The following is a 14,586-nucleotide window of genomic DNA, read 5'->3' as shown; positions in this document are numbered from 1 at the left end:
TATTCGGATGTATTCCGTATTCGGTCTTAGTCATGATGCAAGTCTGCTGCTCTACGCACTGATATCTATTCTTGGTTTGATTTTGTTGATTGCCAAATTTAAAATGAATCCGTTTGTTGCCCTGATTGTGGGTGCAGTCTTTATGGGATTGATCTCGGGTATGCCGTTCACGGATATCGTGAAGTCTTATCAGGAAGGTGTTGCAAGCGTTCTCGGATTTATCGCGATTGTTCTGGGACTTGGAACGATGCTTGGTAAACTTATGGCCGAGTCTGGTGGTGCTGAAAGAATAGCCCAGACACTCGTACGTGTCTTCGGGGAGAAGAACGTACACTGGGCGATGATGGTTGTTGCGCTGATCTGTGGTATTCCGGTATTTATCCAGGTCGGGATCGTGCTGCTCTTCCCGCTGGTGTTTGTTATTGCCAAACATACAGGGACATCACTCATCAAAATCGGACTCTCACTTGTTGCGGGTCTTGCTGTGGTGCATAGTCTGATTCCACCTCACCCGGCGGCAATGCTTGCTGTAGGAATCTTCAATGCGGATATCGGTAAAACGATCTTCCTGGCGCTGATTGTATCTCTTCCAGCCGCAGCAATTGCAGGTCCGCTCTATGGAACATGGATTTCCAAGCGAATCAAAGTTGAGACCTCAAGTGAGCTGATGGAACAGTTCACCGAGACCAAAGATCGGGAATTGCCTGGTTTCGGTATCACGCTCTTTACGATTTTGCTTCCGGTCATCCTGATGTTGCTGGCAACGATTGTAGATCTGATGCTGCCAGAGACGAACGCGTTCCGTCAGGTTGTTGATTTCATCGGTAGTCCAATTATTGCACTGCTGCTGGCTTTGCTCTTTGCCTTCTACTCCTTTGGCTATGCACGTGGTTTCAGCAAACAGCAGATATTGAAATATACAAATGATTGCCTCGGTCCAGTGGCTTCCATCATCTTGTTGATTGGTGCGGGGGGTGGATTCAACCGCATCCTGACAGCCAGTGGTGTAGGTGATGCGATCGCAGGCTTTGCCCAAAGTGCGCATCTGTCGCCACTCGTGCTAGCCTTTGTCATTGCTGGCTTGATTCGTGCAGCGGTGGGTTCAGCTACGGTGGCGATGACAACCGCGGCAGGTATTGTGGCTCCAATCGCCATGACGATGCCTGGTGTAAGCCCTGAGTTGCTCGTACTTGCAACGGGAGCGGGTTCGATTATTTTGTCCCATGTGAATGATTCGGGGTTCTGGATTGTCAAAGAGTATCTGAATCTGTCTGTGCCGCAGACACTCAAGACATGGACGGTCATGGAGACGATTCTCGGATTTGCCGCCTTTGGCATGGTCTTATTATTGAGTGTATTTATCTAACCGGACAAACTTCATATGGTTTTGCGACAATGAAAAGATACTCATAATACCCATAAAACTCATAATGCGATAAACCTAGAAACACGCCACTTTGGCGTGTTTTTGTTATATTTAGTACCCACGATCTATCATGGTTATGATGGGGTGGATGCGGGTTTTCCAGACTGCATTTTACGAAAACGCTGCTCATAGATTTCGTGTACACGATGGAGAACGGCAGGACCCTGCTCTGTGAAACGAAGCGCTGCCGCTTTATTTTTCACCAGAAATGTACCGGATTCATGTCTGGTGGGTGATAGAGCCGCACTGTAGAGCAATGAAGCGCCATGACTTGGATGGGGAAAGAACCATTTCATAATGGGTTTGATATAGAAGGGCAGACCGGATGTTTTGTTACCCCGTAGCGTATTATTTCCACCGGGATCTACGCTTAGCAGTTGTATGCCATCCGCCTTGGCAGATTTGGCAACCTCGCGTGTCCACAGAGATAAGCCGAGCTTAGAAATGGCATAGGGACCAAACAGCTTTTTGAATTCAGCTGGACGTTCCAGGATGTTTAGATCAAATTGTTTGACCATTTTGAACGCGGTGGTGGAAGTATTAATGACTGTCTTCATCTGTCCTTTGTGCAAAAGCTCAATTAATTCCATGTAAATGATATAAGGGATTACCGTCTGAAGTTCGAAGTGTAGTTCATGCCCCTGATCAGAGAAACGAAGCTCGGAGGCGCTCCCCCCGGCATTGTTAAACAAGACATCAATCGAATCGGTATCAGATTTGATCTGAACCAGTGCAGTTCTCAGGCTATCGTAGTTGGTCAGATTGGCCTGAACCCAACGAAGCTTGCCTGAACGTAAGGCGTTCTGAATATCGGTATCCTCGGCTGGGAAAGCCGACCGGTTGAGACCGATTACCTGCCATCCTTCATCCAATAACTTGCGTGTCAGTTCAAGACCAATTCCTGACGTTGAGCCTGTGATGAGAGCGGTGTGAAGCTGATTTTGGTTATTCATATATACCTCCAGAAGAATGGGATTACAGAGCGAATCTGTATGCTGCGCTCATTCTATAACTTGGAGTCGACTCCAAGTCAAGAGGGGGTTGGGATGGATCATGCTTGACTTGGAGTCAACTCCAAGTTGTAATATGGAGAGAAATGAATGTGGAGGAGGCCCATATGTTGAGCGACCATGTCATGTTCTCCATCAAAGAAACGTCAGAGCAGGCCGGATTATCGGAAGATACCATTCGTTATTATGAGAAGATCGGGCTGATTCCCCGGGCTGAACGCAAGCCTAATCGCCATCGGGTGTACCGCTCGGAGGACATCCATACGATGAAGTTGATCACTTGCCTCAAAAAAACAGGAATGTCTCTGGAGGAAATGAAGCCCTATTTGCATATGTCCATAGACTCGGATCTGGCAGATTTCCCGGAGGAGCGGGAAAGGCTGGTGAATTATCGAAGCAAAGTTGAAGCACAGATTGCTTCGCTACAGCAGGTCGTTGATTTTATCGATGAGAAGTTGGATAAACGAAGTATGTTTCCTGATGAGTGCCCTATTACCGGGGAAAACCAGATGTCTGTTTTTGAGAAAAAGAACATATTCGTTTGACGGACAATTGATATTGAAAAGAGGAAATCTGCCTTGACTCTACAACAATTAAAATATGTAATTGAAGTGGCCACACGCGGCTCGATGAATGAAGCAGCCAAACGCCTGTTTATCTCACAACCCAGCCTGTCGAATGCCATTCGGGATCTGGAGCAGGAGTTACGAATCACCATTTTTGAACGTACCAATAAGGGGATATCTCTGTCCAAAGAGGGCGTTGAATTTCTAAGTTACGCACGTCAGGTGGTAGAACAGGCTGAACTGTTGGAGAATCGGTATCTGAACGCCAAGCCATCTCCGCAGCATTTCTCCGTATCGACACAACATTATGCGTTTGCGGTGAATGCCTTTGTTCGTCTGGTACAGCAATATGGTCAGGATGAATATGAGTTGGCGCTTCGGGAGACAAAGACCTACGAGATTATTCAGGATGTGAAAAGCCTGCGTAGTGAGATTGGCATCCTGTATTTGAATGAATTCAATGCCAAAGTGATTAACAAATTGTTAAAAGATGCAGGTCTGGTCTTCACAAGCTTGTTCACAGCCAAGCCCCATATCTTTATCAGTGTGAAGAACCCGCTTGCGAAGCAGGATTCGGTTGCGATTGAGCAGCTGCAAGATTATCCGTATCTGTCATTTGACCAGGGAGAGTACAATTCCTTTCATTTTTCCGAAGAGATCCTGAGTACGTTATCTCACCCCAAGAGCATACAGGTCAATGACCGCGCAACATTATTTAACCTGTTGATTGGTTTGAATGGTTATACGATCTCTACGGGTGTGCTTAGCGCTGATCTGAACGGAAACGAGATTATTCCTGTACCGCTGGAATGTGAGGAAACCATTAATGTGGGCTGGATAAGTCATAAGAGTACTTCTCTCTCTAATCTGGGCGTGGAATATGTCCGGGCTTTGCATGAGGCTATAGGGTCTTAATGATGTTGGGAGGTTCGTCAAAAATCCGTTTCCGTACAATCGGGAGCGGTTTTTTTTGTTCTGCTGCGATCACTCAAGTAGAGGGTGGTATGTTGTCATCTCGTGTAATAGAATGAAGGTATATGTCGAATAGGTGTGAGAGCACGAAGGGAGAACGGTTAGTGAGAGTTCTGTATCGAAATAAAAGTGAACAGCATGAGCTGACGGTATATGATACCAAAAAGCTATATGGAGAGAAGGGGCGATTTCGTGTATTGGAGTTCTCCAATGCAGCTGTGCAGGGCGCAATGGATCTGGATGAGCCTGCCCGGATGGTGTTAGAGTATCCAAGAGCGATGGTACATCTAATGGAACAGAATCATCCTGATTTTGAGAAGGTATTTGTGGTCGGACATGGTATTGGCACATTGCCAACCTACTTGTCTGATTGTCAGGTAAAGGTGGCTGAGCTGGACGCAGAGGTCGCTGAGCTGAGCCGAACTTTTTTTGGATATGAAGGAAGTCCTGTACTCATTGGGGATGGTCGTGAATTATTAGGGCAGGAGCCTTCAGGGATATATGATTATATTATTGTTGATGCGTTTACGGCAACGGGTACACCCGAGCATTTGATATCCAGTGATTTTTTTGACTTGGTCAAGGACAAGCTGGACAAGAAAGGTGCTGTGCTCCTTAATGTGTTCGGTCATGTTGGCAATGACCGGCTTGTGAGTGCGATCTATACGACACTTCAGGCACACTTTGCTTATACACGTGCATTTGCATTGCCCACAGAAACAGCGGATGAAGTTCAAAATCGTATTTTAATGGGCAGTCATCATGCGATCGAATTTCAGATTCCCCACATGGCGGGGTTCGTTGAGCAGGAGCCGGAAGAAGGATATATCATCGTTGATCCAGACTGAACCTGAACAGTGATTCTTCCAGGGAAAGTAAATGTCATTAAATCGTCAATCTTACGATGTAATTGTTAAGATTTCTCAAACTCTTTATTTGATCTTAACAACTTTCGTATAAGATAGAGGGAATATGCTTTTTCATGAAAATCCGGGGGAAGTAAATAATGATTGCACAGATCAAAAGATCCAAATTACGAAGAAAAATAAAAAACATCAAGAAAATCAGCCTTACGGCTTTACTCGGTGGGCTGGTCACCATATCCGTCTTAATGACATTGACCCTCATGGTCATCTCATCTTATACATCTCAGAAACAGTCACTCATTGATAACACCCTAACGCTAAACTATGCAAGCGCTGTGCAAATGAGCCAAACCCTGGATTCGCTTTTTAATTCCATGCAGGAGAGCTTGAAATTTGCAGCCCAATATTTCCCTGATATGGATCAAACCAATGCTAAAGAATTGAATTCCACATTGGATTTGGTTCGCAATAGCAGTAATTTTTTTAATTCCGTTGCTTTGGTAGATAAAGCAGGAGTAGTCAGGTCTACCTCACCTTACTCGCAGGCTAGCGTAGGTAACCATGTTAGTTCAGATGCAGCAAAAGAAGCGATTAAATCGAGAGCTTCCTATATCTCCGAAGCGTACCAGACACCCCGAACCAAACGCAGAATTGTATTTGTCAGTGAACCGATCTTTGATTCGGCAGGTGCGTACCAAGGAACGATTGGTGGAAATATCTTTTTGCAGGAAAATAATATTTTGAGTCTGTCTTTTGGCAGTCAGCTCAAGACAAGCAATGGTTCCTACTTTTTTATTGTGGATAAGAAGGGCACGTTGTTATTTCACCCAAACACTAACCGCATTGGGGAAAATGTCAGTAAAAATGAAGTGGTACAGAAGCTGCTCGTAAATGAGAACGGTAAAGAACAATACAAGAACCTTGCAGGTGTGGATTCACTTGCCGGTTATTACAAAGTTCCGTCAACAGACTGGGGCGTCGTCATCGTGTCTCCAACCCAAACGGTGTACGATCAATTGAATCATCATATCCGTATGTTGTTACTGTACACTTCTGTGCCTTTCCTGATTCTGACTCTAATTGTACTTCGGGTGGCACGTAAGCTGGCCAGTCCGTTTGTGTTGCTCGCTGATTTGGTGAATCAAGTCGATAAGGGAGAAGTGGATCTGCCGGTGATGAAGCCTCATTGGAACAGGGAGGCTGACCTTCTCACACGTACCGTTGTTGGCGCGTTGGCGAACTTTAGGAAACAGACGAACCAGCTTGTCTATGATGCCAGAACAGATGTTTTAACAGGTATGAACAATCGCAGAACCTTCGAAGAAGTCATTCAGGAATGGATTCAGGATGAAGCACCATTCTCCATAATTGTTCTGGATATTGACCGCTTCAAGTCCATTAATGATACATTCGGGCATCATGCTGGGGATGAAGTACTGAAACACATTGCCAACATCATTCAATTGTCTGTTCGCACGGAAGATGTCTGTGCTCGTTTTGGTGGAGAGGAATTTGTAATCTTGTTAAGGAATTCCGAGTCTAACGTGGCTTTTGAGATTGCTGAACGTATCCGAATAACGGTCGAAGAAAGCATATTGCCTATTGATCGTTCCGTAACCATCTCGGCTGGTATTGCTGAATATCCGAAGCACTCCACAACATCCACAGAACTGTTTCACTTGGCCGATAATGCATTGTATCAAGCGAAGGAAGAGGGGCGTAATCGTACGGTTACGATCCAGACGGTTATCAAATAAATAAAGAAGCTGTTCCCTAAGAACAAGGGACAGCTTCTTTTGTTTTCTATACCTCTTGTGAGGATCTGGCCAGCACCTCATTGGTATACGTTTCACCCCAATCTCGCATGCTGAAGATAATTGGTCGTAACGTTTCACCAAATGCTGTGAGCGAGTACTCCACTTTTGGTGGGATTTGGGGGTAGATTTCACGATGAACAATTCCGCTGCTTTCCAACTCTCGAAGTTGTAGGGTGAGCATACGCTGGGTGATATCAGGAAACAATTTGCGAAGCTCATTGAATCTTAGAGGACCAGAGAATAAGTGATACAAAATGGCACCTTTCCATTTGCCTCCAATCACACTAAGAGTAACTTCCACGGAACAGCCGTATGGCGTTGGACATGGCTTGGTTGCATCTTTTTTCATTGTTAGTGCACCTCCACTTTACGGTGATAATCTATGGTATCCATTTGGGTGATTACATTACATATCGTACGTATAGTTCATGAAAGAGCATATCACTTATGATGCAGATTATAAACCCTAATCCTAGGCGCAGGCAGATGTGATGATGTCTGTAAGAAAAAAGAGCCCCCGTTTCGTCTTGCGAAACATGGAGGCTCAATAAATGGGATGAATGTATTAATGTTAATATAGCGAGCATATGTACGCTACTTCAGTGATGATAGAATGGAGTCACATAGAGCCATCGTTGCAATATTATCCTTGGCGCTGGAATGTGGGACTGTCTGGTTCTGGCAGCACGTGATGAAGTGCGCCATCTCACCAACGAAACCGCGTAGATAAAGGTCGCGATAAGCTCCTGACATGGGAGATCCGGAAGGGGTATATACGGTATCTTGCTCCTCGAGAGATTTCCAGGGAAGGCTTGTCGAGCTTCGGGATTGATGAACAGTAAGAGTGTTGATCTCTTCAGCTGACGCAAATCCGTGATCGAAGGTGACGAGTACACTTTCACTCTCCCGTGACCAGGCACTCATGCCGGTAAAATAAGCACTGCCTACCACGTTATTTTCGAATACAAGGGAAATGCTTTGATTAATGTGCTCCCCATCCTTCACGGTTGTACCTGTAACACGTATAGCTTCTCCGAATAAGTAGCGCATCAGATCGATCATATGAATGGCAGCGAGTTTGATGAATTGCTCCTCATCCTTGCAAAACGGGGTGCTGTCTACAGCGAATTTCATCTGAAACGAACGCACTTTACCTAGCGATCCACCATTAATGAGTTCTTTTAACTTCAAGTAGACCGGAGCATAACGCTTCATAAAACCAACCATGACAACGACGCCAGCCTGCTCGGCAGCTTCGGCTACAGTGGAGGCTTCCGCAGCGTTCCATCCAAGCGGCTTGTCCACGTATACATTTTTGCCAGCCTGAATGCATTCAAGGACAAGAGCAGTCTGATCCATAGGCTGGGCGACCACAACGACTCCATGACAAGTTTCCTGCTGTAACATAAGCTGAGCGTTATCATACGCTTTGCCATTGCTGCCAAATCTCAGCAGAGCTGCTTCAGATCGTTCCATACTGCGAGTGGCAATGGCCTGGATCTGCGCTCCGCTTTCAACGACAGAAGGATATATATTCGTGGATGCATGAAACCCGGCACCGATAAAGCACAGATGGGTTGTTTTCATAATGATATCTCTCCTTCAATGTATCATTCGTATTGGTGGTTTGTTTGCTTGATAATACGATAGGGTGTTTGACGTTGATAAAAAAGGACATATGTCCTTTTTCTGAATGGATAAAAAGAAGTTGCATTATTATTTTGGAGCATGTATACTCTGAATTACGGTAAAACAAGGAATTGCTTCACCGGAACGCTTTTCATCCATGGATGAGGAGATACATAATATGCGGTCGTGGCGGAATTGGCAGACGCGCACGGTTCAGGTCCGTGTGGGCTAACCCCCCGTGGAGGTTCGAGTCCTCTCGACCGCATCAAACCAAAGAAAGGTTCGCGAGTTGCTTTAGAGCAATTCACGAACCTTTCTTTTATTTTTACAACAACATTGTGAATTCGGTATTTCGCTGTCGGCACTCTAATGCTGACGTTGCCGCAAGATGACTGCCATAATGAGTCCGGTGATAGCTCCAGCTACTCCAAACAGTGTAACACTGGCAATAACCTCAACGGACTGGAGACGAAACAAAAAAGCGATACCGCTGCCAAAGGTGGTTCCAGCGAGAAATCCGAGCGAAATTCCTAATTCGTTGGTTAATTTCATTAATTCACCTACTTGGACATGTGAGATATGGATTTGCAAATATGGGGAACAGGAAGTAAAGTGTGATCAGGAAAATCATCACATTTTATTTCCTTTTTTATCTTGCGGTTTTAACCCGTTAATTATGCATGATATCTCATATGGGAGGGTAAGAGCGAATGAATATGAACGAACGAATTGCAGCGTGGAATGAGGAAGCACAGCAGTGCGCTTGTGGTCATCAACACCGAGTGGTAGATATGCTTATTCATCTGGAAGCCGGGGCCATTCAGAGGTTACCTGGTTATTTGTCTGAACAAGGGTACCGCCATGTGACGGTTGTTTATGATCGACATACGTTTCGTGCTGCCGGATCTGATGTGCTGAACAGTGTTCGGGAATCGGGAATGCGTGTGGATGAGATCGCTCTGCAGGAGAATCGTACGGGTGATGTTATTGCGGATGAAGCAGCTATTGTGCAGGTCATGTTGGGTGTGAAATTGGAAAGCCAGGCTGTCATTGCGGTGGGCTCAGGTACCATTCATGATCTGGTGCGATTTGTATGTTCCAAAATGAACAAGCCCTTTCTGTCGATACCGACAGCGGCTTCAGTGGATGGGTTTACCTCTGCAGGTGCGCCCTTAATTGTAAGCGGCATCAAACAGACATTTCAGGCTGTTCCGCCCGAGGCCATCTTTGCGGATATGAATATCCTGGAGCAAGCTCCCCAAGAGATGACGGCTGCTGGATTCGGAGATATGCTTGGTAAATATACTTCACTTGCAGACTGGATTGTTTCTCGTGATCTGGGAGGAGAACCGTTCTGTCCGGTCGCTTATCGGATGACAGAAGAAGCGCTGAATTCCTGCATAGATCATGTACAAGCTATTGCGGAGGGGCGAGCAGAGGGAGTAGCTGCATTAATGGATGCATTAATCGTTTCTGGCATCTCCATGCTGATCATTGACCATTCCCGTCCGGCATCCGGAGGTGAGCATCATCTGTCCCACATCATGGAGATGGATCTGATGCAAGCGGGAGAAAGGCCGGTTCTGCATGGCGCCAAAGTTGGTGTAGCTTGTGCATTGCTTACGGTGAAATATAAAGAACTCGCACAGACATCGGATGAACCAGTATTTGCGATATATAACCAATTACCGGAGGCTGCTCAGCTCATCGCATGGTTGGAGCAAGCAGGTGGACCTGTGAATACTGAACAACTTGGTGTAACCCCGGAGATGGTGGAACATGCGTTTACCACAGCGCATACGCTTCGTCCTCGATATACCGGATTGAAATATATCAATGAAGTGTTAAAAACGAGGTAAGGGTGACTTTTAAGGAAGTTTGGTCTCCAAGATTACGTAAACGTAGCTTCTGGAGCGCTATATTGGCTTTGGTTGGCATTAGAAGGCAGAGAAGGGGGATTGCCTAACATTGTTGACGGAAGAGCCAGGAGGCTGCTTCAAGGTCGGGAGAGAAGAGGGTTATGTTTCATTTTAAAAAGGCTCTGGCCTCCTAGAAGGAGATCAGAGCCTTTTGGCTGTTCGCTTATTTAGTTGTTGCGACGATCTTTCAAGATGACATCTGCGAACAAAATAGTTTTCGGGATGCGGAAAAATTGTTCCGCTTGTTCTTGAAACGCAGCGGAAGGCAGTGTTCCCTGATGCAGCCATTTGCGGAAAGTGCCGGGATGAACCCCGATCCAGTGGCTGACATCTGTCACCGACAAATCATGGACCATACACAAGCCTGTCAAAATACGGTTACTAACCGGAGAACGGGTCACCGTACGCTTCATGAAGCGAGATGACTCGGGTTGACATATGACAGGGCTATTACGCACAACTTCCTCATTAAAGAGAATGTGGCGGGGATAGCCGAGTAATTGGCATGTCTTGTCCAAATTGGTACTGCCGGGTATCCGTCCTTCATATACCCACGCACTGACACTGCGTGAAGAGATGGAAAGGTCTTCGGCGAGCTGCGACAATTTGATATCATTGGCCATCAGCACGGCAAGAAGAACACGATTACGGATTTGACAGCGTGTCGGTTTTCGGAATCGTTTAACACGGACGCCTTTTCCCAAGTATTTACGGTTGATCAGAGACCACGCCTGGATGGAATGTTGTTCTGGTTGATTAGGCATATTTCCTCCGATTTTTTTTAACCAAATACTACAATAAACAACGGGGTACTTTCAAGTGCCGGGTTTACCTGTTTCAAATGCGTCAATGCGTCAATTCGTGATAAAGAGGGAACTACGAACTAGACCATACGCAATTCACATCCTAGTATATTCCTAGATTACAATGTTTCACTAAAAATGAAGGGACAAAATGAGCAGGATTAAAGATAATATAGTTCTAATTACTTATTATTAGGTCTGAAGAACTTTTATCTATTTTTTGTTGATATGATGCGGTTTATTTCCCTGAATTCCCCAAAAATTATTGAATGTGCTTCAACGCATCCGGTAGAAGGTGTGCACAAATCTGAAAGATAAATCCGCAAGTTCAGCATGACAGGTGACCTGTCAAATCTCTTACTTTTACATATATTGTAGGGTACTCAAGTAAAGGGAGAGGTGAGGAACGTGAATCTGTCTGTGAATACCTTTGCTGCCATCTCGGGAGCGATAGTTACGTTTGCTTTTGGTGGATGGGATCAATTGCTGAGCCTGCTCGCGGTCGCGATGGCTGTGGATTATGTCACAGGTTTGGCAGCTGCGGTGAGAAGTGGTACGGGGTTGAATAGCAACATTGGTTTCTGGGGGCTTGCTCGCAAAGGGCTCATGCTGACCGTTGTCTTGCTTGCTCACCGAATTGACCTGATCATGGGAACCGATATTATCAAGGGAGGAGCTATTTATTTCTACCTCGTCAATGAACTGATCTCGATAACTGAAAACTATGCGAGAATCGGCCTTCCATTGCCCGGAAAGCTCAGACAGGCTATAGCAGTGTTGAAGAAACAGGAAGATCAGGAGTATTTGCCGGATCGGGAATGGTCAATTCCACAAAGCGAGGATAGTCTCCAACAGCAGGCTGAAACAGGACAAACTTCGCAGGATGAATCCGCGAAACAGGTAGAAGATGGTTCCCGAGAAAAATCCGAACCAAAAAGAGATGGTTCGGGTTAGTTTTTCTTTTCAAGAGAACGTTTCCAAGTATCCTTTCGTAATAGAGAACGTTATGATATATTTTGGATACATGAAAAATCATTCATTTCTACTATTATTATATTAAACGAGGTGCTTGCTCAGATGATTAAACATATTGTCCTGTTCAAAATGAAAGATCGCTCAACAGAAAGTATTGAAGCTGCTGCCCAGGTACTCCGTAATCTGGAGGGTAAGATTGATGTTCTGGTTTCACTTGAAATCGGGATTGATGTGCTTCGCTCGGAGAGATCGTTCGACATTTCACTCACGGCGGAGTTTGCGTCACTGGAGGATCTTCAGGCGTATCAGGTACATCCGCTTCATCAGGAAGTTATCAAGTACATGAATGAAGTCAGAGAACAGTCGATTGCAGTGGACTACGAGATCTGATCTGTTATTCAAACTACGTTGAGATAAAGGGGACTCTGCATGAGCGATTTAAGAGACGTTATGGAATTTCTATATATTTTTGTTGTGTTTCTAATCGCTTGTCCTGTGATGATATTCTGGCTTAAGCGAAGAGGGAAACGGAACCGATAACTCACTGAACGGGAAGTGAACGAATGTATTATGTGAACAGAGAACAGATTGCCCGCCGGCTTGCTGCTGTACCGGAAGTAGCCGAAGGGCTTCGCCGCGCAGCACAGGCTTGGGATGGCAGTCTCATGCTGGGGATGGTTCAGGAGCGGTGTCTTCATCTGGCGATCGAGATTGTTACCGATGTGGGAAGTTATCTGATTGACGGCTTCATCATGAGAGATGCGAGCAGCTATGATGATATTATTCAGATTAATTATGAAGAAAAGGTTTTTGACAATTCGACCTATGAGATCTTGCGTCAGCTTGTGACGTTACGCAAACCACTGGTGCAGGATTATTACAGTTGGGAGCGATCTGAGCTCCATCCGCTTAGCATAGAGTTGCCGAACATACTTGAACATTTTACTACACAGGTTAGCGCATACGTGGAAACAGAACTTGGTCCTTTCAATGCGGCACAAGCCGAGGGACAGCGTAAGGAATGAGGGAAATCGCATGACAAATGAATCAAAAGAATTCAATGAAGTAAATACTGAAAGTAAAGAACCGAATGAAACGCCTTCCGGATTCCATCCGGTGTATATGGTTGAGCTCCTGTTCCGGGAACGTCCGGAGGTAGATCGCCTGCGATTGCAGGAAGCGATGATTCGTCATACAGGACAAGTTCGACTGGATGTGAAACAAGGAACTGGAGAGCAAGAGCATGAGATGTTAGTCTTCTACCATCTGGACCATAAGGTATCTTTTCAGGAAGGGGCTATCCCTGCTCAGACCTGTATGCTTCCAGTGAATGAAATCGCAGATCGTGCACGCTTTGGCGGAGCTGTGCAACAAGCATGGCATTGGCCGGAAGTGGGACAAGTTGTCAAAGCTTCGCGTTATTCCATCCGGATACATGATATGTTCACGGCTGCCATGCCTCGTAAACAGCGTTTGGAGCTGTTCCAGAAAACTGTACTGGCAATTATGGAGAGTTTGACCTGTGATGCGCTGTATTGGTATGGCAGTGATAAGCTGGTTGAACCGGAAGCTTATACGCAAGCTCAGGAACGTGAGGAACATCTGTATGCAGCTATGAACGTTCGGATGTATCAGGCTGGAGGTACGGAGGAACAGCGCGGGTTGGTCATGGATACCGTAGGATTGTCTGCGCTGGGTGTACCTGATGTACAGTGTCACTTCGTTGGTCTTGATCCAGATACGGTGGCACAGACCTTACTGGGTGCAGCGTATTACATATTTGATCAGGGAGATGTCCTGCAAGATGGACAGACGCTGGGTTCTTCAGGTGGACGTCGCTGGCGTTGTGAACATCAGGCGGCATTAATTGCACCAGGACGATATGTCATTGATTTGGACCCGGGTGATGAGCATGCGGCGGCTGATCTCGAGCCGGCTCGTCAGAATTGAGTTTAAATCCAAGACATTCTGCAGCCATTCAAAAAGGGCGTTCGGATTATTTTTAACATCTGGAGTGTCAAGTCAAGCCTGTGCTGCTTATAATGCATCAACAGAGTAGGCATTCGCCCGGATGGCTGAGCGACAGATCGTTGCTTCTGATCCGGTACTTAAACCATAGTAAAGGGAGAGATGTGACGTGAAGGATTCTAACAAAAGTTTGTTGTGGGGAGCTCTTATTGGCTCCGTGGTAGGTTCTGTAACAGCGTTATTGCTGGCGCCGAAATCGGGTCGTGAACTTCGTCAGGATATTACAGAAGGTGCTCGTCAGGTATCGGAGAAAGGTCAGGAACTGGCTGGAATCGTGGGGGAACAAAGTTCACAGATCGTATCCAAGGTTAAAGAGACCGCAGATGTCGTGATTCAGGATATTCAATCCTGGCGAAATTGCGGCGAAGGAAAAGAAATTCGTATATCGGCAGCCATTGTAGATACCGCCGATATCGATAAAACAGTTGATGAATCCGGCAATGACATCGTAGCGAAGCTTCCTGCGGATGAGTCCAAGGACGACAACTAAGCAAGCTTGAGATAAGCAGGCTTTCCTCTATTTAGAGGAGAGCCTGCTTTGTTGCGTGTCCACACATAGAAGACGTGGCGCGGAT

The 14,586-nt window shown here is 45.8% G+C and carries 15 protein-coding genes, 1 tRNA gene and 1 pseudogene; 12 read left to right on the top strand and 5 right to left on the bottom strand.

The window, feature by feature from the left end; translation table 11 throughout:
* Nucleotides 1–7 precede the first annotated feature (7 nt).
* On the top strand, nt 8–1,366 hold the full coding sequence (locus tag MKY73_RS19915) for a GntP family permease (RefSeq protein WP_315936514.1): 1,359 nt from the start codon (nt 8–10) through the stop codon (nt 1,364–1,366).
* A gap of 134 nt (nt 1,367–1,500) precedes the next feature.
* On the opposite strand, the gene MKY73_RS19910 is transcribed toward MKY73_RS19915, so the two are convergent.
* A complete protein-coding gene (locus MKY73_RS19910) occupies nt 1,501–2,379 on the bottom strand; it encodes an SDR family NAD(P)-dependent oxidoreductase (RefSeq protein ID WP_339303153.1) in 879 nt (292 codons plus the stop codon).
* 164 nt (nt 2,380–2,543) lie between these two features.
* Between MKY73_RS19910 and MKY73_RS19905 the strand changes: the two genes are divergently transcribed.
* The 4 genes from MKY73_RS19905 (at nt 2,544) to MKY73_RS19890 (ending at nt 6,597) form a co-directional block, all read left to right on the top strand.
* Complete coding sequence (locus MKY73_RS19905) at nt 2,544–2,981, top strand: MerR family transcriptional regulator (RefSeq protein ID WP_339303152.1); 438 nt, start codon at nt 2,544–2,546, stop codon at nt 2,979–2,981.
* A gap of 33 nt (nt 2,982–3,014) precedes the next feature.
* Nucleotides 3,015–3,917, top strand: coding sequence for a LysR family transcriptional regulator (locus tag MKY73_RS19900; RefSeq protein WP_339241083.1), 903 nt, complete (start codon nt 3,015–3,017; stop codon nt 3,915–3,917).
* A gap of 161 nt (nt 3,918–4,078) precedes the next feature.
* Nucleotides 4,079–4,822, top strand: coding sequence for a fused MFS/spermidine synthase (locus MKY73_RS19895; protein ID WP_339303151.1), 744 nt, complete (start codon nt 4,079–4,081; stop codon nt 4,820–4,822).
* 158 nt (nt 4,823–4,980) lie between these two features.
* Nucleotides 4,981–6,597, top strand: coding sequence for a sensor domain-containing diguanylate cyclase (locus tag MKY73_RS19890; protein WP_339303149.1), 1,617 nt, complete (start codon nt 4,981–4,983; stop codon nt 6,595–6,597).
* 46 nt (nt 6,598–6,643) lie between these two features.
* Here MKY73_RS19890 and MKY73_RS19885 read toward each other — a convergent pair whose 3' ends face one another.
* The gene (locus tag MKY73_RS19885; RefSeq protein ID WP_339241087.1) at nt 6,644–7,006 is read right to left on the bottom strand and encodes a helix-turn-helix domain-containing protein; all 363 of its coding nucleotides are present in this window, start codon (nt 7,004–7,006) and stop codon (nt 6,644–6,646) included.
* A 245-nt stretch (nt 7,007–7,251) separates the two neighbouring features.
* On the bottom strand, nt 7,252–8,244 hold the full coding sequence (locus MKY73_RS19880) for a Gfo/Idh/MocA family oxidoreductase (protein WP_339303148.1): 993 nt from the start codon (nt 8,242–8,244) through the stop codon (nt 7,252–7,254).
* A 222-nt stretch (nt 8,245–8,466) separates the two neighbouring features.
* Here MKY73_RS19880 and MKY73_RS19875 point away from each other — a divergent pair.
* A tRNA-Leu gene (locus MKY73_RS19875) sits at nt 8,467–8,551 on the top strand.
* A 101-nt stretch (nt 8,552–8,652) separates the two neighbouring features.
* Here MKY73_RS19875 and MKY73_RS19870 read toward each other — a convergent pair.
* A complete protein-coding gene (locus tag MKY73_RS19870; protein ID WP_339303147.1) occupies nt 8,653–8,838 on the bottom strand; it encodes a hypothetical protein in 186 nt (61 codons plus the stop codon).
* Between the two features lie 158 nt (nt 8,839–8,996).
* On the opposite strand from MKY73_RS19870, the gene MKY73_RS19865 reads away from it, so the two are divergent.
* Complete coding sequence (locus tag MKY73_RS19865) at nt 8,997–10,145, top strand: sn-glycerol-1-phosphate dehydrogenase (RefSeq protein WP_339303146.1); 1,149 nt, start codon at nt 8,997–8,999, stop codon at nt 10,143–10,145.
* Nucleotides 10,146–10,372: 227 nt separating this feature from the next.
* On the opposite strand, the gene MKY73_RS19860 is transcribed toward MKY73_RS19865, so the two are convergent.
* Nucleotides 10,373–10,969, bottom strand: coding sequence for a helix-turn-helix transcriptional regulator (locus tag MKY73_RS19860; protein ID WP_017689431.1), 597 nt, complete (start codon nt 10,967–10,969; stop codon nt 10,373–10,375).
* A gap of 447 nt (nt 10,970–11,416) precedes the next feature.
* Between MKY73_RS19860 and MKY73_RS19855 the strand changes: the two are divergent.
* The 5 genes and pseudogenes from MKY73_RS19855 to MKY73_RS19835 form a co-directional block, all read left to right on the top strand.
* Nucleotides 11,417–11,800: pseudogene (locus MKY73_RS19855) on the top strand (phage holin family protein); the annotation flags it as partial.
* A gap of 285 nt (nt 11,801–12,085) precedes the next feature.
* Nucleotides 12,086–12,373: a Dabb family protein gene (locus MKY73_RS19850; RefSeq protein ID WP_339241097.1), complete on the top strand. Its 288-nt coding sequence runs from the start codon at nt 12,086–12,088 to the stop codon at nt 12,371–12,373.
* Nucleotides 12,374–12,546: 173 nt separating this feature from the next.
* The gene (locus MKY73_RS19845) at nt 12,547–13,008 is read left to right on the top strand and encodes a HepT-like ribonuclease domain-containing protein (RefSeq protein ID WP_339241099.1); all 462 of its coding nucleotides are present in this window, start codon (nt 12,547–12,549) and stop codon (nt 13,006–13,008) included.
* A 10-nt stretch (nt 13,009–13,018) separates the two neighbouring features.
* Nucleotides 13,019–13,933 (top strand): DUF4261 domain-containing protein, encoded by a 915-nt coding sequence (locus MKY73_RS19840; protein ID WP_339303145.1) that lies wholly within the window; start codon nt 13,019–13,021, stop codon nt 13,931–13,933.
* 187 nt (nt 13,934–14,120) lie between these two features.
* On the top strand, nt 14,121–14,501 hold the full coding sequence (locus MKY73_RS19835; protein ID WP_339241104.1) for a YtxH domain-containing protein: 381 nt from the start codon (nt 14,121–14,123) through the stop codon (nt 14,499–14,501).
* Nucleotides 14,502–14,586: the final 85 nt, after the last annotated feature.

The sequence above is a fragment of the Paenibacillus sp. FSL R5-0519 genome, from assembly GCF_037974275.1.
GTDB lineage: Bacteria > Bacillota > Bacilli > Paenibacillales > Paenibacillaceae > Paenibacillus.
This window is presented reverse-complemented; position numbering and strand designations above follow the sequence as displayed.

Bases quoted from the DNA above. Each gene is read 5' to 3' on its own strand.
- MKY73_RS19865 (WP_339303146.1), top strand. From the start codon at position 8,997: ATGAATATGAACGAACGAATTGCAGCGTGGAATGAGGAAGCACAGCAG.
- MKY73_RS19860 (WP_017689431.1), bottom strand. From the start codon at position 10,969: ATGCCTAATCAACCAGAACAACATTCCATCCAGGCGTGGTCTCTGATC.
- MKY73_RS19910 (WP_339303153.1), bottom strand. From the start codon at position 2,379: ATGAATAACCAAAATCAGCTTCACACCGCTCTCATCACAGGCTCAACG.
- MKY73_RS19885 (WP_339241087.1), bottom strand. From the start codon at position 7,006: ATGAAAAAAGATGCAACCAAGCCATGTCCAACGCCATACGGCTGTTCC.
- MKY73_RS19870 (WP_339303147.1), bottom strand. From the start codon at position 8,838: ATGAAATTAACCAACGAATTAGGAATTTCGCTCGGATTTCTCGCTGGA.
- MKY73_RS19890 (WP_339303149.1), top strand. From the start codon at position 4,981: ATGATTGCACAGATCAAAAGATCCAAATTACGAAGAAAAATAAAAAAC.
- MKY73_RS19840 (WP_339303145.1), top strand. From the start codon at position 13,019: ATGACAAATGAATCAAAAGAATTCAATGAAGTAAATACTGAAAGTAAA.
- MKY73_RS19850 (WP_339241097.1), top strand. From the start codon at position 12,086: ATGATTAAACATATTGTCCTGTTCAAAATGAAAGATCGCTCAACAGAA.
- MKY73_RS19845 (WP_339241099.1), top strand. From the start codon at position 12,547: ATGTATTATGTGAACAGAGAACAGATTGCCCGCCGGCTTGCTGCTGTA.
- MKY73_RS19880 (WP_339303148.1), bottom strand. From the start codon at position 8,244: ATGAAAACAACCCATCTGTGCTTTATCGGTGCCGGGTTTCATGCATCC.
- MKY73_RS19905 (WP_339303152.1), top strand. From the start codon at position 2,544: ATGTTGAGCGACCATGTCATGTTCTCCATCAAAGAAACGTCAGAGCAG.
- MKY73_RS19915 (WP_315936514.1), top strand. From the start codon at position 8: ATGTATTCCGTATTCGGTCTTAGTCATGATGCAAGTCTGCTGCTCTAC.